General features: G+C 65.7%; 15 protein-coding genes, 1 tRNA gene and 1 pseudogene. 11 read left to right on the top strand and 6 right to left on the bottom strand.

Going from position 1 to position 18,140, the window contains the following annotated elements:
* The first annotated feature begins 21 nt into the window (after positions 1 to 21).
* From purH to V2S85_RS11575, 6 genes and pseudogenes are all read left to right on the top strand, one after another.
* A complete protein-coding gene (gene purH / locus V2S85_RS11550; RefSeq protein ID WP_330703009.1) occupies positions 22 to 1,614 on the top strand; it encodes a bifunctional phosphoribosylaminoimidazolecarboxamide formyltransferase/IMP cyclohydrolase in 1,593 nt (530 codons plus the stop codon).
* A 36-nt stretch (positions 1,615 to 1,650) separates the two neighbouring features.
* Positions 1,651 to 1,851 carry a hypothetical protein gene (locus V2S85_RS11555; RefSeq protein ID WP_330703010.1) on the top strand — a complete coding sequence of 67 codons (201 nt, stop codon included), beginning with the start codon at positions 1,651 to 1,653 and terminating at the stop codon, positions 1,849 to 1,851.
* A gap of 176 nt (positions 1,852 to 2,027) precedes the next feature.
* Entirely contained in the window at positions 2,028 to 2,177 is a 150-nt protein-coding gene (locus V2S85_RS11560) for a hypothetical protein (RefSeq protein WP_330703011.1), read from the top strand.
* Between the two features lie 57 nt (positions 2,178 to 2,234).
* A complete protein-coding gene (locus V2S85_RS11565; RefSeq protein ID WP_330703012.1) occupies positions 2,235 to 2,696 on the top strand; it encodes a Fur family transcriptional regulator in 462 nt (153 codons plus the stop codon).
* Positions 2,697 to 2,819: 123 nt separating this feature from the next.
* Positions 2,820 to 4,742 carry a 1-deoxy-D-xylulose-5-phosphate synthase gene (gene dxs, locus V2S85_RS11570; protein WP_330703013.1) on the top strand — a complete coding sequence of 641 codons (1,923 nt, stop codon included), beginning with the start codon at positions 2,820 to 2,822 and terminating at the stop codon, positions 4,740 to 4,742.
* 958 nt (positions 4,743 to 5,700) lie between these two features.
* A pseudogene (locus V2S85_RS11575) lies at positions 5,701 to 6,723 on the top strand (IS110 family transposase).
* 388 nt (positions 6,724 to 7,111) lie between these two features.
* Here V2S85_RS11575 and V2S85_RS11580 read toward each other — a convergent pair.
* The 3 genes from V2S85_RS11580 to V2S85_RS11590 all read right to left on the bottom strand — a co-directional run bounded on the left by V2S85_RS11580 (position 7,112) and on the right by V2S85_RS11590 (position 11,495).
* Entirely contained in the window at positions 7,112 to 8,404 is a 1,293-nt protein-coding gene (locus V2S85_RS11580) for an amidohydrolase family protein (protein WP_330703014.1), read from the bottom strand.
* Positions 8,401 to 9,777: an amidohydrolase gene (locus tag V2S85_RS11585; protein ID WP_330703015.1), complete on the bottom strand. Its 1,377-nt coding sequence runs from the start codon at positions 9,775 to 9,777 to the stop codon at positions 8,401 to 8,403. The genes V2S85_RS11580 and V2S85_RS11585 overlap by 4 nt, the downstream gene beginning before the upstream one ends.
* A gap of 62 nt (positions 9,778 to 9,839) precedes the next feature.
* On the bottom strand, positions 9,840 to 11,495 hold the full coding sequence (locus V2S85_RS11590; protein WP_330703016.1) for a peptide MFS transporter: 1,656 nt from the start codon (positions 11,493 to 11,495) through the stop codon (positions 9,840 to 9,842).
* 313 nt (positions 11,496 to 11,808) lie between these two features.
* Between V2S85_RS11590 and V2S85_RS11595 the strand changes: the two genes are divergently transcribed.
* The 3 genes from V2S85_RS11595 to V2S85_RS11605 all read left to right on the top strand — a co-directional run bounded on the left by V2S85_RS11595 (position 11,809) and on the right by V2S85_RS11605 (position 13,035).
* Positions 11,809 to 12,093, top strand: coding sequence for an integration host factor subunit beta (locus V2S85_RS11595; protein ID WP_330703017.1), 285 nt, complete (start codon positions 11,809 to 11,811; stop codon positions 12,091 to 12,093).
* A gap of 66 nt (positions 12,094 to 12,159) precedes the next feature.
* Positions 12,160 to 12,243: transfer RNA gene (locus tag V2S85_RS11600), tRNA-Leu, on the top strand.
* A 177-nt stretch (positions 12,244 to 12,420) separates the two neighbouring features.
* Positions 12,421 to 13,035, top strand: coding sequence for a PilZ domain-containing protein (locus V2S85_RS11605; RefSeq protein WP_330703018.1), 615 nt, complete (start codon positions 12,421 to 12,423; stop codon positions 13,033 to 13,035).
* Positions 13,036 to 13,067: 32 nt separating this feature from the next.
* On the opposite strand, the gene V2S85_RS11610 is transcribed toward V2S85_RS11605, so the two are convergent.
* Both V2S85_RS11610 and V2S85_RS11615 read right to left on the bottom strand, forming a co-directional pair.
* Positions 13,068 to 14,279 (bottom strand): ABC transporter permease, encoded by a 1,212-nt coding sequence (locus V2S85_RS11610; RefSeq protein WP_330703019.1) that lies wholly within the window; start codon positions 14,277 to 14,279, stop codon positions 13,068 to 13,070.
* Positions 14,276 to 15,268, bottom strand: a complete 993-nt coding sequence (locus tag V2S85_RS11615; protein WP_330703020.1) for an ABC transporter ATP-binding protein — start codon at positions 15,266 to 15,268, stop codon at positions 14,276 to 14,278. The genes V2S85_RS11610 and V2S85_RS11615 overlap by 4 nt, the downstream gene beginning before the upstream one ends.
* A 79-nt stretch (positions 15,269 to 15,347) precedes the next feature.
* On the opposite strand from V2S85_RS11615, the gene queG reads away from it, so the two are divergent.
* Positions 15,348 to 16,394, top strand: a complete 1,047-nt coding sequence (queG, locus tag V2S85_RS11620) for a tRNA epoxyqueuosine(34) reductase QueG (RefSeq protein WP_330703021.1) — start codon at positions 15,348 to 15,350, stop codon at positions 16,392 to 16,394.
* Between the two features lie 91 nt (positions 16,395 to 16,485).
* On the opposite strand, the gene V2S85_RS11625 is transcribed toward queG, so the two are convergent.
* Positions 16,486 to 17,103, bottom strand: a complete 618-nt coding sequence (locus V2S85_RS11625) for a cytochrome c family protein (RefSeq protein WP_330703022.1) — start codon at positions 17,101 to 17,103, stop codon at positions 16,486 to 16,488.
* A gap of 136 nt (positions 17,104 to 17,239) precedes the next feature.
* Here V2S85_RS11625 and V2S85_RS11630 point away from each other — a divergent pair, with 136 nt between their 5' ends.
* A complete protein-coding gene (locus V2S85_RS11630; RefSeq protein WP_330703023.1) occupies positions 17,240 to 18,139 on the top strand; it encodes a prephenate dehydratase in 900 nt (299 codons plus the stop codon).
* The last annotated feature ends 1 nt before the right edge of the window (position 18,140 follow it).

Raw genomic sequence — 18,140 nt, forward strand, 5'->3', positions numbered from 1 at the left:
CTCGCCAGGGAAGCCCGCCTCATGACCGATTCCGTCCAGATCCGCCGCGCCTTGTTGTCCGTGTCCGACAAGACCGGCCTTGCCGAACTGGGCAAGGTGCTCAGCGACCGGGGCGTCGAACTGGTTTCGACCGGCGGCACCGCCAAGGCGCTGCGCGATGCGGGCCTGGCGGTGAAGGACATCTCCGACATCACCGGCTTCCCCGAGATGATGGACGGCCGCGTCAAGACGCTGCACCCGATGGTCCACGGCGGGCTCCTCGCCGTGCGCGACAACCCCGAGCACGCCGCCGCCATGGCGGAACACGCCATCGGCGCGATCGACCTCGTCGTCGTCAACCTCTACCCGTTCGAGGCGACCGTCGCCAAGGGCGCCAGCCGCGACGAGATCATCGAGAACATCGACATCGGCGGCCCCTCGATGGTGCGCTCGGCGGCCAAGAACCACGCCTTCGTCGCCATCGTCACCGACCCCAAGGACTACGAAGGCCTGATGGTCGAGCTGGAAGCGACCGATGGCTGCACCACGCTGGGCTTCCGCAAGCTGATGGCCGCGCGCGCCTATGCGCAGACCGCCGCCTACGATTCGATGATCTCGCAGTGGTTCGCCTTCGCCGACCAGGGCCTCGAGTTCCCGGAGATGCTGAGCGTCAACGGCCGTCTGTCGACCAGCTTGCGCTACGGCGAGAACCCGCACCAGAAGGCGGCGCTCTATACGCCGGTCGGCCCCTTCACCAAGGGTCTGGCGCAGGCCGAGCAGGTGCAGGGCAAGGAACTGTCCTACAACAACTACAACGACGCCGACGCCGCGCTCGAACTTGCCGCAGAGTTCCGGGGCCAGAAGCCCGCCGTCGTCATCGTCAAGCACGCCAACCCCTGCGGCGTGGCCCAGGGCGATACGCTGCTGGGTGCCTGGGAAGGCGCGCTGGCCTGTGACGACGTCTCGGCCTTCGGCGGCATCGTCGCGGTCAACCAGACGCTGGACGGCCCGACCGCAGAGGCGATCTGCAAGATCTTCACCGAAGTCGTCGTCGCCCCCGACGCCGACGAGGAAGCCCGCGCCTTCTTCGCGAAGAAGAAGAACCTGCGCCTGCTGCTGACCGGCGAACTGCCCGATCCGCGCCGCGCTGGCCTGACCGTGCGCCAGATCACCGGCGGCCTGCTGGTGCAGGGCCGCGACAATGGCGCCATCGGCTTCGACGATCTCAAGGTCGTCACCAAGCGCGCGCCCACCGACCGAGAACTGGCCGACTGCCTGTTCGCCTGGACCGTGGCCCGCCACGTCAAGTCGAACGCGATCGTCTACGCCAAGGACGGCGTCACCGCCGGCATCGGCGCGGGCCAGATGAACCGCCGCGATTCCTCGCGCATCGCCGCGATGAAGGCCGCCGAAGCCGCCGAGAAGTTCGGCTGGGCGCAGGCACGCACCGTCGGTTCGGCCGTGGCGTCGGACGCCTTCTTCCCCTTCGCCGACGGCCTGCTGGCTGCGGCCGAGGCGGGCGCGACGGCGGTGATCCAGCCGGGCGGCTCGATCCGCGACGACGAGGTCATCGCCGCCGCCGACGAGGCCGGTCTCGCCATGGTCTTTACGAACATGCGCCACTTCAAGCACTAAGGGCACTCACGCAGTCCTATGGGAGAAGCAGCGACGATGACGGCGACCTTTCTCGGCCCGCTCGTCGTCGTCGGCTTCCTCTGCGGACTGACGCTGGCCTCGGTGCTGCTGCGGCTCGGCAAGCTGCGCACGCCCATGAGCGCGCTGGCTGCGGCCTCCCTGCCGTTCGGCTGCGCGGCCTTGCCGGTGGCGGTGCTGGTGGCATTCTCGGTGATTATGGCAGCTTATGGACAATGACGGCGGATGTTCCTGCCGTTCGTCCCGCCAGCTTAACCGTTCATCGAAGAATTGCGATGTGAACCCTTTTGTTCACTGGACGGCAAGCCATTTCGGGCCAAAGGGACGCCACCGCCCTTCCCGACCGGCCGCCAGAGCGCGCCCGGGCACTGAAAGACAATTCGAAAGCCGTTCCAATGGGTATCTTCAAGGCCGACTTCTACCGCTACTTCGCCTTCGGTTTCGCCGGTGGCGCGCTGCTGGTGCTCGGTGCGATGGGGATCGGCCATGTCTCCCCGCTTTCGAATGATCTGGTGCCGCCCGCCCAGGCCGCCCAGAGCCACTGATGCGCCACTGATCAGCCCCTGATTGCGCAAGACCGCGACAGGCCCCATATGGGGGCCATGTCCGGCAACCATCATCACCACGAACATTCGGGCGACAATCTCGTCAAGGCCGCCCGCCACGCCCTCGTCGATGCGGGTGAACAGTGGACCGAGATGCGCGCCGACGTATTCAGCGCCCTCGCCGAACGCGAACGCCCCGCCTCCGCCTACGATCTCGCCGAGAACGTATCCGCCCTGCGCGGCAAGCGCGTGGCGCCCAACAGCGTCTACCGCATCCTCGACCTGTTCGTGCGCACCAACCTCGCCCGCCGCGTGGAAAGCGCCAATGCCTACGTCGCCAACAGCCATCCGGGATGCCAGCACGACTGCATCTTCCTGATCTGCGACAGCTGCGGCCAGGCCGTCCACATCGACGACGACAAGCTGACCGGCGCCCTCATCGCCGCCGCCAAGGGCGCGGGCTTCACCGAAGTCCGCCCGGTGGTCGAACTGCGCGGCATCTGCGCCGACTGCAGCTAGAAGCCGCTGCCGGAAACGATCGGCACGACAAGTCCTTGCCCTCTGCAACTGTGCTGCATTTCGGCGCGATATTACCGCAGCCGTCAATCGACACGTCCGCAACAAGGGTGTAGGGCCGAAAAGATGACTGCCAATCCGGCCACACCTCTGCTCGACACCGTTTCGACTCCCGAAGACCTGCGCGGCCTCAAGCCCGCGCAACTGCGCCAGCTCGCCGACGAACTGCGCGCCGAGATGATATCCGCGGTCGGACAGACCGGCGGACACCTCGGCTCCGGCCTCGGCGTGGTCGAACTGACCGTGGCGATCCACTACGTCTTCGACACGCCCGTCGACCGCCTGATCTGGGACGTCGGCCACCAGGCCTACCCGCACAAGATCCTGACCGGCCGCCGCGACCGTATCCGCACCCTGCGCCAGGGTGGCGGCCTGTCCGGCTTCACCAAGCGCTCCGAAAGCGAATACGATCCCTTCGGCACCGCCCACAGCTCCACCTCGATCTCCGCCGCGCTCGGCTTCGCCATGGGCAGCAAGATCAAGGGCCAGCCCGGACGCGGCATCGCCGTGATCGGCGACGGCGCCATGAGCGCGGGCATGGCCTACGAGGCGATGAACAACGCGCGCGAGGCCGGAAACCGCCTCGTCGTCATCCTCAACGACAACGACATGTCGATCGCCCCGCCGGTCGGCGGCCTCTCGGCCTACCTTGCCCGCCTCGTCTCGTCGGGCCAGTTCCTCGGCCTGCGCGAGCTCGCCCGCAAGTTCGCCCGCAAGCTGCCCCGCCCGCTCCACCTCGCCGCCAAGAAGACCGACGAATTCGCGCGCGGCATGGCCATGGGCGGCACCCTGTTCGAGGAACTGGGCTTCTACTACGTCGGCCCGATCGACGGCCACGACCTCGACGCCCTCGTCCCCGTGCTGGAAAACGTGCGCGACGCGGGCGAAGGCCCGATCCTCGTCCATGTCGTGACGCAAAAGGGCAAGGGCTACGGCCCGGCCGAAAGCGCGGCGGACAAGTACCACGGCGTCCAGAAGTTCGACGTCATCACCGGCGAGCAGGCCAAGGCCCCCGCCGGCCCGCCCAGCTACACCGGCACGTTCGCCAAGGCCCTCGTCGCCGAAGCGGAAAAGGACGCCACGATCTGCGCGATCACCGCCGCGATGCCGTCCGGCACCGGGCTCGACAAGTTCGCGCAGCTGTTCCCCGAACGCAGCTTCGACGTCGGTATCGCCGAACAGCACGCCGTCACGTTCGCGGCGGGCCTCGCCGCGCAGGGGATGCGCCCGTTCTGCGCGATCTACTCCACCTTCCTGCAGCGCGCCTTCGACCAGGTCGTGCATGACGTGGCGATCCAGAACCTGCCCGTGCGCTTCGCCATCGACCGCGCCGGGCTCGTCGGCGCGGACGGCGCCACGCACGCCGGTTCGTTCGACGTCACCTACCTCGCCACCCTGCCCAACATGGTGGTCATGGCCGCGGCCGACGAAGCCGAACTCGTCCACATGGTCCACACCGCCGCGCAGTACGATGCAGGCCCCATCGCCTTCCGCTACCCGCGCGGCAACGGCACCGGCGTCGCCCTGCCCGAGACTCCCGAATTGCTGGAGATCGGCAAGGGCCGCATAGTCCGCGAAGGCACCAAGGTCGCCCTGCTGTCGCTCGGCACCCGCCTCGGCGAAGCCCTCAAGGCCGCCGACCAGCTGGAGGCCAAGGGCCTGTCCACCACGGTGGCCGACCTGCGCTTTGCCAAGCCGCTGGACACCGACCTCATCCGCCGCCTCATGCTGTCCCACGAAGTCGTGGTGACCGTGGAGGAAGGCTCGATCGGCGGTCTCGGCGCCCACGTCCTGACGATGGCCAGCGACGAAGGCCTGACCGACGCCGGACTGAAGATCCGCACCATGCGCCTGCCCGACACCTTCCAGGACCACGACAAGCCCGAGGCACAGTACGACGAAGCGGGGCTGAACGCGCCGCAGATCGTCGACACGGTGCTGAAGGCGCTGCGGCATAACAGCGCAGGGGTGAACGAGGCGCGGGCGTAAGGCTCCCTTTCGTCATTGCAAGCACAGCCAAGCAACCCTGGGCGGCTTGGTGTTTTTCCGGGTTTCTTCGCTGTGCTCGCAATGACGGGCCGATTTCGTCTTAGGAAAGATCATCCTGGGGCCATTGCCCCAAACCCCGGTACTGTCGTCGCCGCGCGTGCAGCCGCGTTGAGCAAAATTGCTAGCCTTGCATGATTATTCGCGCAGCTTGCCACGCGGACGAGTAACTTACAAACCCGGTCAACTACACTTCGTCATTCCCGCTTTCGCGAGAATGACGGCAAAGGGTGGAAAGTGTACTTGTCCCAATAGGCTTCGTCATCCTGAACTCGTTTCAGGATCCATCGGGCGGTTGGTGCCGGTAGTGTTGAGTCGCAAACTGCTATCTCGGTTTGCGGATCAAGAACCTGCGCTATCCGCTCGATGGACCCTGAAACAAGTTCAGGGTGACGGCGGATTTGGGTGGTAAGCGGTCATTTGCGTTAGGTAGCAAGCTGCCCTTGTCTAGGTGATCGTTCAGTAATTCTCTTTTACAACTGAGCCGGTCTGCCTGTCCTTACAGTAGATCATTACGTGGCCGTAAACCCCGCGTGCGGGCATAAAGCGGACACAATCAAAGCTTCTGGACCTAAAAAAATCGGGGTGTCCATCTACGTCAGGCATGGCGCGTTTAGCTTCCGAAAGGAGATTTTCTACCACATCTAGGTCATCGTTGAAATATGCGATGCTGTACCAATTGGACCCGCACCACACGGCTACAATTAGCGACGTGGCCCAGAGGGCGGCGCAGATGAGCCGCTTTCTATTCACGATCCGTAATCGAAGATCGAAATCACGAGCGCCCCCGGCATCAGTACACCTTCGATATCGCTTCGCGCGGCATGTCGGCAATTGATGATGTGGACGGCTCTCCACTCCGCGCAGATATTTCTGCTGTTGAGTCGGAAGGAGAGCATGGATGGAACAGGTTGCTACGATCGGCCTTGATCTGGCCAAATCGGTTTTCCAAGCCCACGGGATTAATGCCGCCGGTGATGTTGTGTTACGCAGGCGCATTCCACGCAGCCAGATGCTGAAGGTTTTTGCGAAGCTTTCGCCCTGCCTGATTGGCATGGAAGCCTGCGCTTCGGCGCACTTCTGGGCTCGCGAATTGATAGCGCTAGGTCACGAAGTAAAGCTGATGCCAGCGCAGTATGTGAAGCCATATGTAAAGCGTGGCAAGAATGACGCAGCCGACGCGGAAGGCATCTGTGAGGCGGTAACGAGGCCTACGATGCGGTTCGTCGCCATCAAAAACCCAGATCAGCAGGCCGCAATGATGTTGCATCGGGTCCGCCAGATCCTCACGCGTCAAAGAACGCAGCTTTCCAACGCCCTGCGTTCTCACCTCGCCGAGTTTGGCATTACCGCCGCAGTTGGGCGCTTGGGGCTGGATCATCTCCTTGGCGTTATCGCCGATGGCGACGATGTCCGTGTGCCAAGTGAAGCGCGTATGAGCCTCCAAATGCTTGTCCAGCAATTGCAACTGGTGAAGGAACAGATCCTGGAGAACGACCGCAGGATCATGGACGATGCGCGTCGGACAGAGCTTGGCCGCCGACTTATGAAGATCCCTGGCATTGGACCGTTGGGAGCAAGCGCCATGGTTGCAAGCGCACCTAATCCGGCAGTCTTCTAGAATGCCAGAAGTATGTCGGCGTGGATTGGTCTCACACCGCGCCAAAATTCGAGCGGAGGTAAGGAAAGGCTCGGAGCCATCTCAAAGGCCGGAAACCGATACCTACGTGAATTGCTCGTCGTGGAAGCGATGGCCGTCGTTCGCATTGCGCAGCGTAAAGAAGGTAAGCGACCTTGGCTTGAGAGCCTGTTGGAGCACAAGAAGCCCAAGGTGGCAGCCGTCGCGCTTGCGAACAAGAACGCGCGTGTGATCTGGGCGATGATGATCAGTGGAGCGGAATACCAACAACCCATCGCTGCATGAGAGTTTGCGCCTAGCGGCGAATACGAGTTGGAAAGGGCCTGATTGAAGTGACGCAACAAGTCGGTTGAAATCCGCCGGAGCAGGAAACCCGAAACGCCCCAGCACCATGAGTGCGTGCAATTGGTTGGGACCCGTTCCGCGCGATTAGCATCATGGCTAGCGGCACAAACCGCCGCAATCAAAGGCCGTACACATGGGCGCCTCAACCAGCGTTGCCTCGCGACAAACACCCTTGCCAACGGAGGGCCGTCCACACAGGGCGTAAACCGCCCTGGCACCTCTCTATGCAACGCCATTCCTGCCCCCCATCACCTCCCGCCCAGCAGCACGCGCAACGACGCCAGTAACGGGGGTGCAGGGGGCGATGGCCCCCTGCTTACCTTCTCTCTTACCAGTCGTAGGCCTTGGGCAGATAGGTTTCGTCCAGATCCTTGTACCGTTCGCGCAGCCGCGCTTGGTGGCTGCCCGTGGGCTGCTTCACCCCGTCGATCCACACCGAGACCGGCGCGGAGGACAGTTCGAGCGGGTCGCCGTCCCACAGCACCACGTCGCCCACGGCGCCAGGGGCGAGGACGCCCGCTTTTCCGCCGAACCCGCTGATCTCGGCGGGAATCGAGGTGATCGCCGCCAGTGCCTCGCCCCAGGTGAGGCCCGAGGCGCCGGGGATCTTCGTCAGGGCGACGAGGTTGCCGGCCTGCTGCGGGGCGTTGCGGGGCTGGTTGCCGCCTTCGAACAGGCCGATGGCGACCTTCACGCCCTCCTTCTTCATCCGACCGACGTTGGACATGGTCGCCGCCAGCGCCTCGAAGGCAGAGGGCAGGTCGCGCATCGGCATCGTGATGACGGGCACCCGCGCCGCCGCGATCTCGGGCGCGACGAGCCAGCCTTCGGTGGCGCCGACGAGGACGAGGTCGAGTTTCGGGAACTCCGTCTTGAGCGCCAGGACACCCCGGATGTCGGAGGCGCGTTCGACGCCGACGTAGAGCGTCTGCGTGCCGTCGATGACTTTCGCCAGCGCGGCGGCGTCGGCGCGGGTGAGGAGGACGTCGCCCTGCCGCTGCGCCCCTGCGGGAAGCGCGGCGACTTCGCGGGCTTCGCGCAAGGCATTGCGCAGCGCCGTGTGCGCGGCGACGCGGCTGCCGCCGGCCAGCTTCGCCCCGCTTTCACCCAGTTCGACATACTGGAAAGCGCGCGGCTTCATGAGAATCGCGGCGTCCTTGCCGAGGTCGATCACCGCGCCTTGCCCGGCGAAGATCGAGCCGCCGTTGAACGGGGTCACGCTGGCGCGGGTGACACCCCCTTCGCGGCTGACGGCGATGTGTTCGCTCGCGGGGTTGAGCGCGGTGGCGACGTCGAGCGCGGCGTTGAAGGGGGACTTTTCGGCCGAGGTGTCGTTGCTGTCGTCGACCGCCTCGACGTCCCACAGGCCGAGGTCGGTGACCGCCGAGAACAGGCCGGGTGTGACCCACTTGCCCGTTCCATCCACCACTTGGGTGCCGCTGGTTGCCGTTGTGTCCCTTCCTACCGAAACGATCTTTCCGGCCCGGACGACGACGGTTGCGTGCTCGATCGGGGCACTGCCATCGCCGGTGCCGACGGTCGCGTTGGTGATGGCAAAGTCCTGAGCGGAAACGGAAACCGGCGCGGCGCCGAGCAGCATAGCGAGGATCAGGCGCTTCATTTCACGTCTCCTTCACCGGGCTGGCCGAGTTCGAAATCGCTGACCGGCTTTCGCTTGGGGTCATCGGCGTCGTAGAGCAGCGCGCCGTCCGACCAGACCTTCTCCGGGCGCGAATAGACCGACAGCGGATTGCCGTTCCAGAGCACCACGTCGGCCATCTTCCCGGCCTCCAGACTGCCGGTTTTATCCCCGATTCCCATGGCTTTGGCCGCGTTGTAGGTGAACCAGCCGACGACCTGCGCATCGGAAATATCCACCCCGATCCGCTTGCCCGCCGCCTGCGCCCGCGCCGCCGCCTGGTTGAGCCGCTGAATACCATTCTCGTCATCGGAATGGATCACCACGCAGGCCCCCTGTTTGGACAAAAGTGCAGCGTTTTCAGGGATTCCGTCGTAGGCTTCCATCTTGAAGCCGTACCAGTCCGCCCAGATCGCGGCGCAGACATCGTTGGCCTTGAGCAGATCGCCGATCTTGTAGGCCTCGACCGCGTGGTGGAAGGCGGTGACCTTGTAGCCCATCTCCTTGGCCATATCGAGGACCTGCACCATTTCGTCCGCGCGATAGCAATGATTCTGAACGAGAATCTCGCCCTTCAGCACACCTTCGAGGGTGTCCTTGCCAAGATCGCGCTCGGCATGGTCGCCGTCCATGTACTGCCTCGCATCGATCCACGCCTGCCGGTCGACCGAGAAATTCCCCATGCGAGTCATGGGCTTCTGTCCCTTGGAGCCGTAGACCCGCTTGGGGTTCTCACCACAGGCCATCTTCAGCGAATAGGGCGCACCGGGATACTTCATGCCCTGCACGGTGCGGCTCGGCACGTTCTTGAGCGTCACGGATCGCCCGCCGATGAGGTTGCCCGAACCGGGGAGAATCTGCAGCGTGGTGACCCCGCCGTTGATGAGAGCCCGCGAAAAACCGGGGTCCTGCGGCCAGACCGAATGCTCGGCCCAGACGTCGGGGGTGGTCGGGCTGGTCATCTCGTTGCCGTCCGACAGCGCATCGACGCCGGGGCTGGGATAGACGCCGAGGTGCGAGTGGATGTCGATCACGCCCGGCGTCACGAACTTGCCGGTGCCGTCCACCCGGTCGTAACCCGCTGGAATCGCGAGGTCCGCGCCGCCCACGGCCACGACCTTGCCGTTCTCGAACAGGACGGTGCCGCCCTCGATCCGGCCGCCGCGCCCGTCGTAGACCGTCGCGCCCACCAGCGCCGTCGGCCGGCCGGGATAGGGCTTGTAGGTCGAGGCGTAAGGCGCCTCGGAGGGCTTGGCCTCCTTGTCCTTCTTCTTCGCATCGACGGTCTGGGCGGTGAGCGCGAGCGCTATCGCCGCGCCGCAGATTGCCCGCCGGCTCCAAGGCGTGTTCCTCATCGGCATTCCCCCTGCTGCAATGGAAAACCGGCCCGAGGATCGCTCGGGCCGGTCGGTCGGTGTCAGTCCTGCTTCATCGCCGGGTGGAAGCCGGCCTCCTGGGCCTCCAGCCCGAACTCGGGCTTTCCTGCGAGGTCCGCGTCCATCGCCCGGTCGCCCAGCGTATCGAGGTGCATCCAGCGCTTCACGATCGGCGAAAGCGCCAGCACCACCACCGCAACGCCCAGCGTGATCCAGCCGATCTTCGTATAGATCGCCAAGGTCAGCGCCTTGTCCATGGTGCCGCTCTCGCCGCCGGTGGCCTCGCCGATCTTGCCCGCCACGAAGTTGCCCACCGCGGTCATGTAGAACCACGCGCCCATGATGAAGCTGCCCAGATGCAGCGGCGCCAGGCGCGTCATCGCCGAGAGGCCGACGGGCGAAAGGCACAGTTCGCCGGTGGTGTGCAGCATGTAGATCAGGAACACGAAGACCACCGAGGTCATCACTGCCGGATCGCCGGTACCCGCACCCCACACGAAGACGAGGAATCCGAGGCCCACCTGCGCCAGCGCCAGCGCGAACTTGGCCGGCGCACTCGGCTCCAGACCCTTCTTGCCCAGCCACGCCCACAGCCCCGCGAAGATGGGGCCGAACAGCACGATGTAGATCGGATTGATCGACTGGAACAGGCTGGTCGGCACCCCGCCACGATCGACGAACTTGTCGGTATAGAGGCTGAGCGAACCGCCCGCCTGCTCGAACAGGCCCCAGAACAGGGGGTTGAGCGCGATCAGGAACAGGATCGCGAAGATCCGCTCGCGCGCGTCCTTCGGCAGCTTGAACGCCTCGTAGAGCGTGTAGAGCAGCATCGCGATGCCCGAGACCACCAGCAGGCTCTGGATCACGTCCACATACTGGATGAGGAACCAGATCACCGCGACCGAGGCCACGGCCACCCCGTAGAGCAGGAATTCGCGGTTGCGGGCCAGAGGTCTGGGCGGCTCGCCCCGCCCCTGCAGCGCCGGGCGGCCGACCACGAAGATGATGAGCCCCAGCACCATGCCGATGCCGGCAAGGCCGAAGCCCCACGACCAGCCGATCGTTTCACCCAGATAGCCGACCAGGATCGTGCCCAGCGTCGCGCCGGTGTTCACGCCCATATAGAACACCGTATAGGCCGCATCGCGCCGGGTGTCGGTCATCTTGTAGAGCTGGCCGACGATCACCGAGATGTTCGCCTTGAGGAAGCCCGAGCCGACGATGATGAGCGCCAGCGCCAGCCAGAACACGTTGATCGCCGGGTCGGCCTGCTTCGTCGCCGGGTCGGTGACGCCCTGCAGCCCCTCGTAGGCCATGAACAGGTGGCCGACGGCGAGCACGATGCCGCCGAACAGCACCGCCTTGCGCTGCCCCAGCCAGCGGTCGGCGATATAGCCGCCCAGCACCGGGGTGATGTAGACGAGGCTGGTATAGGCCCCGTAGATCAGGTTCGACTGGCCATCCGAGAACAGCCAGAACTTGACGAGGTAGAGGATCAGCAGCGCCCGCATGCCGTAGTAGGAGAAGCGCTCCCACATCTCGGCATAGAACAGCACGAAGAGACCGCGCGGGTGCCCGGCGAATTCGTCGCTCTTGCGGGCGGCGATGATGCCCCCCACCGCGAGCACCGCGAAGAGGAAGACCGCGCCCGCTGCGCCAATCCAGTCGCCTTCGGTCCAGAGTGACATGTCTTTCATGATACCGGTGCCTTCGCGCCCTGTGTGTGCGTTGTTTCTTGTCCCACGGCTTAAGGGCCGCGCGTGAAGGAACGGCAGGTTAGCGACCTATTTTCCGCTGTAAATGGGGGCCAGGCGCCACGGACGGTGCATGGTCCGCGCCCGGACGAGCACTTTGCGCGCACCTCACGCGAGCCATTGCGCGAAGTGGCCACCGGTGGCATTTTCCCGGCAGGCCATGGGGAGGCCGCGCGTAATTTTTGTGTTTCGCCACGCGGCCATGAAAAATTTTGGCCGCGTTTCGACAAATGGTTTTTTACGGGGGATAGTCGCCATGATCAGGTCTGAATTGCTGCAGGTTCTCGGTCGGGACAACCCGGAACTGCGCGCCGAGGACGTGGAGCGTGCGGTCGACACGTTCTTCGAGGAGATCAGCCAGCGACTGGCGGACGGCGGCCGCGTGGAACTGCGCGGCTTCGGCGCCTTCTCGACCCGCCACCGCGAAGGCCGCAAGGGCCGCAACCCGCGCACCGGCGAAAGCGTGGAAGTGCCCGAAAAGCGCGTCCCCTATTTCAAGCCCGGCAAGGAAATGCGCGCGCGGCTCAACGTCGAGGGATAGAAAGACATTCTCGACAGATTGCGCCGCTGGTTGCGGGCCGCTAGACGCGGCCTGCAGTCGGGCCGTGCGGGCGTGGCGGAATGGTAGACGCTGCGGACTTAAAATCCGCTTGGGTATCCAGTGCGGGTTCGAGTCCCGCCGCCCGCACCAGCTTTCCCCGAAATTCATGGCGGAAACGTCAGTATCGGATATTTATTTGCCGATATGACTTATCTCAATCGATTGCGTTTACAAATGCGTAACTTGCGAACTGGTATCAATTACTAGGCGTCACTGCGCATGAGCCGATCGGAACGGCTGCAGCGTGGGGCCGAGGGGTATCTTCGCATGACTTTCCAGGGCAGCCTGCCCGCCGACCGGGCGCAGAGCTACGAGGAACAGCGGGCCAGCCCGCGTTTCGCGCTGCTGCTGCGCGCCGCTAAGCTGGTCGGTGCTGAGGGCGAATACCTGTGCATCGTGCGCGACGTTTCGGAGACCGGGGTGCGGCTGCGGCTGTTCCACTCGCTGGCGGCGGAGCGCCGGCTGGCGCTGGAGAGCGCTGCGGGCGAGCGGCTCGGCATCGAGAAAGTCTGGGAGAACGGCGGCGAGGCGGGGTTCCGTTTCGACGTGTCGATCGACGTGCAGCGCTTCATCGCCGAGGCTGGTCCCTATCCCAAGCGCCCGATCCGCGTCGGCGTGGAAGACGTGGCGCGCATCACCGTCTCCGGGGAAACCACCGTGGCCCGGCTGCGCGACCTGTCGCGCCAGGGCGCCGGGATCGATATCGACCGCCACCTCGCGATCGGCCAGCACTTGCGCATCGAGGCCGATGCCCTGCCCGAATTCGAAGCCACCGTATGCTGGCGGCGGCACCCGTCCTATGGCCTCGTCTTCCGCCAGTTGATGAGTCTGGAAGAACTGGCCGTCCGCGCGTTCCGCATGCAGCCGGGCCGCCTGCGCTGAAAGCGACAGCGCTTCGCTTGCGATAGGTGACTTCAGGCCCGTACTGACCAGGACCACCGACGGCGCCTGCCGCCCGAGCCCTGCGGGCCGGACTTCATCGCCTTCCGGCGGAACAGAAGCGAGCCGCCGCGCACCAGCAGCAGCACCCAGAGCGCCTGCCACGCCAGCGCCGCGACATGCGGCAGCAGCGCCGAATCCTGCGCCGCGCGTGCCAGCATCGCGAAGGGCGAACTGAACGGCAGCAGTGTCGCCAGCATCTCGATCCCGCTTCCCGGCTGTGTCATCGCATAAGTCGCGAAGAAGAAGAGCATGAGTTGCATCATCGTTACCGGCATCGACAGCGTCTGCACCTCGCGCACGGTATTGGCGAGCGAGCCGATGGCGAGGAACACCGAACCCAGCAGCAGGTAGGCCATGGCGAAGTAGACCACGCCCAGCCCCACCAGCAACGGCCAGCCGACCGCCGGGTCGGGCAGGTGCGGGAAGGCCGATCCCGCCACCAGATACAGCCCCGCGCCGACCCCGCCCCAGGCCGCGATGCCGACCAGCGAAACGCCCAGCATCGCGAACAACTTGCCGAAGAACACCGACTCCATCGGAATCGCGGCAGCCAGCACCTCGATGATCTTGTTGGCTTTTTCCTCTACGAGGTTGGACAGGACCATGCCCGCCAGCATCATCGTCAGCAGGAACAGCAACGTCTGCGCGGCTTGCGCGGTGCGTAGCCGGGAGCGGTGGTCGCCGGCACCCGTGCCGGCGTTCGCAGCCTCCAGCCTGACCCGGGGCCATGCCTTCAGCATATCGTCTCGCGCCTGCGCCGCGATCAGTTCGACGTCGCCGCTCCAGACCTCGATCTGTGCGGAAGGACCGCGCAGCACCGGCTCTCCGGGCGATCCGGAAAGAATTGCAGTAGCAGAGGCGCGATCCTTGTCGCTCGCGACGATCCGCATGTCGGGCAGCCCTCCGAGCCGGTCCGACAGCGCATCGTGCGCATGCAGCACGGCTTTTGCATCGGCCGGTGCCATGGCGACGCCGATCACCGCCGTATCACCGCTCTGATCGACCCGTTGGCCGACGCTACCCGCCAGCACCCCCACCAGCACCGGGAACAACGGCCCGAGCAGGAAGAAGAAAAACGTGCGCGAGAACAGGATCGCGGTGAAGTCCCGCCGCGCCACGACCCAGGCGGCGGCGAACAGCGATAGACGGCCCTTATGGTGCTCCACATGCGATTCGGCGATCATCGGCGCGGCTCCTCGGGCTTTTCTTCTTCGAGCGCGCGGGCAGCGGCGGCACCAGCGATGGCGACGAAGGCATCGTGCAAACCGGCCCGCTCGATCGAGAGCGAGAGGATGCCCGCCTCGCCCGCGATCAGCGCGCGCAGCAGCGGTTCGATGCCGCCTTCGGGCAGCACGAAAGTCCAGTAGCGTCCCTCGTGCCGGGCATCGGGCGGCAGCGCCGCGCGCCACAGACCGGTTTCCTCGCGCGTTTCCAGCCGGACTTGCGCGGGAATGCGGTCGCGCGCCACGTCCACCGGACCGGCGAAGGGCACCCGGCCCCCGGCGATGATGGCGACCTCGTCGCACAGCCGCTCGGCATGGGCGATGACGTGGGTGGAGAAGATCACCGTCGTACCGTCCTCCGCCAGACCGCGCATCATCGCCTCCAGCTTGCCCTGGTTGAGCGCGTCGAGGCCCGAGAACGGCTCGTCGAAGATCACCAGACGCGGCCGGTGCACCAACGTGCCGAGAATCTGCACCTGCTGCGCCATGCCCTTGGAAAGCTGGCGGATCTGGCGATCGGCGGCATAGCCCAGGCCATGGCGTTCGAGCAGTTCGTGCGCGCGGCGGCGGCCTTCCTTCAGCGGCAGGCCACGCAGCGCGCCGAGGAACGCGATCGCCTCGGTGGCCTTCATAGCGGGATAGAGACCGCGTTCCTCGGGCAGGTAGCCGATGGCATGGGCGACGTCGTGCGGGCGGTCGGCGCCGAGGATGCGGCGATAGCCCGAATCGGGCTCGATGATGCCCAGCAGCATGCGCAGCGTGGTCGTCTTGCCCGCGCCGTTGGGGCCCAGGATGCCGTAGACGGTGCCTTGCGGAACCGTCAGGTCGACCCCGTCCACGGCGGTAAAGCCGTCGAATCGCTTGACGAGTCCGCGCGCCTCGATCGCCAGCGGCAGATCGAAGCTTCGCTCATTGCCGGTCAACCGAGGATCTCCTACTTGCGCATCCATGAAGCCCCCTGGCTCTACCACTTGTGCGCATGATGACGCAGCCCTGGTTAAGACCGCGCTAAGCGATTTTGCGAAGGCGGTGGAGGCCCAGGCGCGCGCGCTCGGCTTCTGCGCCTTCGGCATCGCCTCGGCCGCGCCGGACGAAGCGCGCGCCGCGCGGCTCGAAGCCTGGCTGGCGGCGGGGATGCACGGCACGATGGCCTGGATGGAGGAACGCGCGCACCACCGCCGCAGCCCACAGGGACTCTGGCCCGAGGCGCGCACGGTGATCGCGCTGGGCATGAGCTATGCCCCCGCCGCCGATCCGCTGCGGCTGGAGGGCGAATCGGCGATCGGCCGGATTTCCACGTATGCGCAGGGCGCCGACTACCATGACACGGTCAAGAAGGCGCTCAAGCACCTCGCCCGCTGGATGGTCGAGGCCGGGCCGAAGTGCGGGCTGGGCGAAGTCGGCGTGAAGGTCTTCACCGATACCGCGCCGGTCATGGAAAAGCCGCTCGCCGTCGCCGCCGGCCTCGGCTGGCAGGGCAAGCACACCAACGTTGTCAGCCGCGAGCACGGATCATGGCTGTTCCTGGGCGAGATCTACACGACGCTGGACCTGCCGCCCTCGACGCCGGGGCGCGACAGTTGCGGGTCGTGCACCGCCTGCCAGGACGCCTGCCCGACCGGAGCCTTCCCCGCACCCTATCGCCTAGATGCGCGGCGCTGCGTCAGCTACCTGACGATCGAGCACAAGGGTCCGGTGCCCGAGGATCTGCGCGAGGGGCTGGGCAACCGCATCTACGGCTGCGACGATTGCCTGGCGGTGTGCCCGTGGAACAAGTTCGCCGAGACCGCGCACACCATGAAGGCCTTCCTGCCGCGTGCGGAACTTACCGCACCGCGACTCGCCGATCTGCTGACGCTCGACGACGCGGGGTTTCGCAAGCTGTTCTCGGGCAGCCCGATCAAGCGGATCGGCCGGGACCGATTCGTGCGCAACTGCCTCTATGCGGCGGGCAACAGCGGCAGTGCCGCGCTGCTATCGCAAGTGGAGCCGCTATTGGCCGATCCGGACCCGGCAGTCGCGGAGGCGGCGCGGTGGGCGAAAGGCCGGCTCCACGCGGCAAAACCGCAAGGATAGTGCCGAGCGAAGACGAAAACGGCCCGCTAGCGACTCGGCGGCGCTAGCGGACCGTTTTCAACCGGCGATCCCCGAAGGGGCCGGATTAGGATTACTGCGCGGCCGCTTCCGACGCTTCGGGAGCGGCTTCGCTGGCGCCTTCCGCCGGCGCTGCGGCAGCATCAGCCGCAGGCGCCGCGTCGGCCGCCGGCAGCGGCAGGTTCGACCCTTGCGAATTCAGGTAGGCGATGATGTTGGCGCGGTCTTCCGGCTTGGAGAGGCCGGCGAAGGTCATCTTGGTGCCGGGCGCGAAGGCCTTAGGGCTCTTGAGCCATTCGTTCAGGCTGTCGAACGTCCAGTTGCCGCCCTTGCTCTTGAGCGCGTCGGAGAAGGCGAAGCCGCCCACGCCCTGACCGATCGCCTCGCCGACGACACCGTGCAGATTCGGACCGATGCCGTTGGCACCGCCCGAATTGATGGTGTGGCACGAGGTACACTTGGCGAAAGTCGCCTCGCCCTTCGCGACGTCCGCGCTTGCCAGCAGCGTCGCGATCGGCGGTTCCCCGCTGCCCGAACCTTCCTCGGCCACGCCCTCTACCGCGTAGCCGGGAGTCTCCGGAGCATGATGTTTGTCAGCCTGGAAGTACATAGAGCTGGCGATCGTCAGTCCCAGGCCGACGATGCCTGCAAACAGAGTCCAACCGGCGATTGTATTGAAACGATCGTCCATTCAGCATGCCCCGCGGGTGATTATTAGCTCATCCTGTTGGCTTCGGGCATTAATGTCCGCCTTGATCCAGCGCAAGTGCCGATACGGAATTCGGCCATTGCACAACATTGCCACGCCGCCTAATCGCGCGCACGTCATGCATGCTTATCCTCAGCCCGCCCTCGCCCTCGTCGCCGAGATGGAAGCCGCCGCCAAGGCTCAACCCCCGCGCGCCGTGGCGTTTCAGGGCGCACCGGGCTGCAACGGCCACCGCGCCGCGCTCGAATACGACGCCGATTGCCTGCCCCTGCCCTGCTTCTCGTTCGAGGATGCGCTGGACGCGGTGAAGGAAGGCCGCGCCGACCGCGCGATCATCCCGATCGAGAATTCGCAGCACGGCCGCGTGGCCGACATTCACTTCCTGCTGCCCGAGAGCGGACTGTCGATCGTCGGCGAACACTTCACCCCGATCAGCCACGCGCTGATGGCCCTGCCCGGCGCGAAAGGCCCGTTCTCTGCGGCCTACAGCCATCCACAGGCGCTCGGCCAGTCGCGCCACTACCTGCGGGCGCGGGGCATCGTGCCGATGGCCTATGCCGATACCGCCGGCGCCGCCGCGCTGGTCCGCGAACAGGGCGATGCCGAAGCCTGCGCCATCGCTCCCAGGCTGGCGGCCGAACTCTACGGCCTCGATATCGTCGAGGACCGGGTGGAGGACGCGGCCGACAACACCACCCGTTTCGTGGTGCTGGCGCGCGAGCCGCTCGATCCGTTCGAACTGGAGGGCGTGCAGGCGATGACGACCTTCATCTTCGAGGTGAAGAACATCGCGGCGGCGCTCTATAAGGCGCTGGGCGGCTTCGCCACCAACGGCGTCAACATGACCAAGCTGGAAAGCTACCAGATCGGCGCCAGCTTCGCGGCGACGACCTTCTATGCCGACATCGAGGGCGCCCCGGGCGACCCGCGCATCGATTCGGCGCTGGGCGAACTGGCCTTCCACTGCAAGTACGTGCGCCCGCTGGGAACTTACCGGCAGGCCCGCAAGCGGGGCTGAG

It is taken from the genome of Novosphingobium resinovorum, from assembly GCF_036352595.1.
GTDB classification, from domain to species: domain Bacteria; phylum Pseudomonadota; class Alphaproteobacteria; order Sphingomonadales; family Sphingomonadaceae; genus Novosphingobium; species Novosphingobium resinovorum_B.

Bases quoted from the DNA above. Each gene is read 5' to 3' on its own strand.
- purH (WP_330703009.1), top strand. From the start codon at position 22: ATGACCGATTCCGTCCAGATCCGCCGCGCCTTGTTGTCCGTGTCCGAC.
- V2S85_RS11555 (WP_330703010.1), top strand. From the start codon at position 1,651: ATGACGGCGACCTTTCTCGGCCCGCTCGTCGTCGTCGGCTTCCTCTGC.
- V2S85_RS11560 (WP_330703011.1), top strand. From the start codon at position 2,028: ATGGGTATCTTCAAGGCCGACTTCTACCGCTACTTCGCCTTCGGTTTC.
- V2S85_RS11565 (WP_330703012.1), top strand. From the start codon at position 2,235: ATGTCCGGCAACCATCATCACCACGAACATTCGGGCGACAATCTCGTC.
- dxs (WP_330703013.1), top strand. From the start codon at position 2,820: ATGACTGCCAATCCGGCCACACCTCTGCTCGACACCGTTTCGACTCCC.
- V2S85_RS11580 (WP_330703014.1), bottom strand. From the start codon at position 8,404: ATGAAGCGCCTGATCCTCGCTATGCTGCTCGGCGCCGCGCCGGTTTCC.
- V2S85_RS11585 (WP_330703015.1), bottom strand. From the start codon at position 9,777: ATGAGGAACACGCCTTGGAGCCGGCGGGCAATCTGCGGCGCGGCGATA.
- V2S85_RS11590 (WP_330703016.1), bottom strand. From the start codon at position 11,495: ATGAAAGACATGTCACTCTGGACCGAAGGCGACTGGATTGGCGCAGCG.
- V2S85_RS11595 (WP_330703017.1), top strand. From the start codon at position 11,809: ATGATCAGGTCTGAATTGCTGCAGGTTCTCGGTCGGGACAACCCGGAA.
- V2S85_RS11605 (WP_330703018.1), top strand. From the start codon at position 12,421: ATGACTTTCCAGGGCAGCCTGCCCGCCGACCGGGCGCAGAGCTACGAG.
- V2S85_RS11610 (WP_330703019.1), bottom strand. From the start codon at position 14,279: ATGATCGCCGAATCGCATGTGGAGCACCATAAGGGCCGTCTATCGCTG.
- V2S85_RS11615 (WP_330703020.1), bottom strand. From the start codon at position 15,268: ATGGATGCGCAAGTAGGAGATCCTCGGTTGACCGGCAATGAGCGAAGC.
- V2S85_RS11625 (WP_330703022.1), bottom strand. From the start codon at position 17,103: ATGGACGATCGTTTCAATACAATCGCCGGTTGGACTCTGTTTGCAGGC.
- V2S85_RS11630 (WP_330703023.1), top strand. From the start codon at position 17,240: ATGCATGCTTATCCTCAGCCCGCCCTCGCCCTCGTCGCCGAGATGGAA.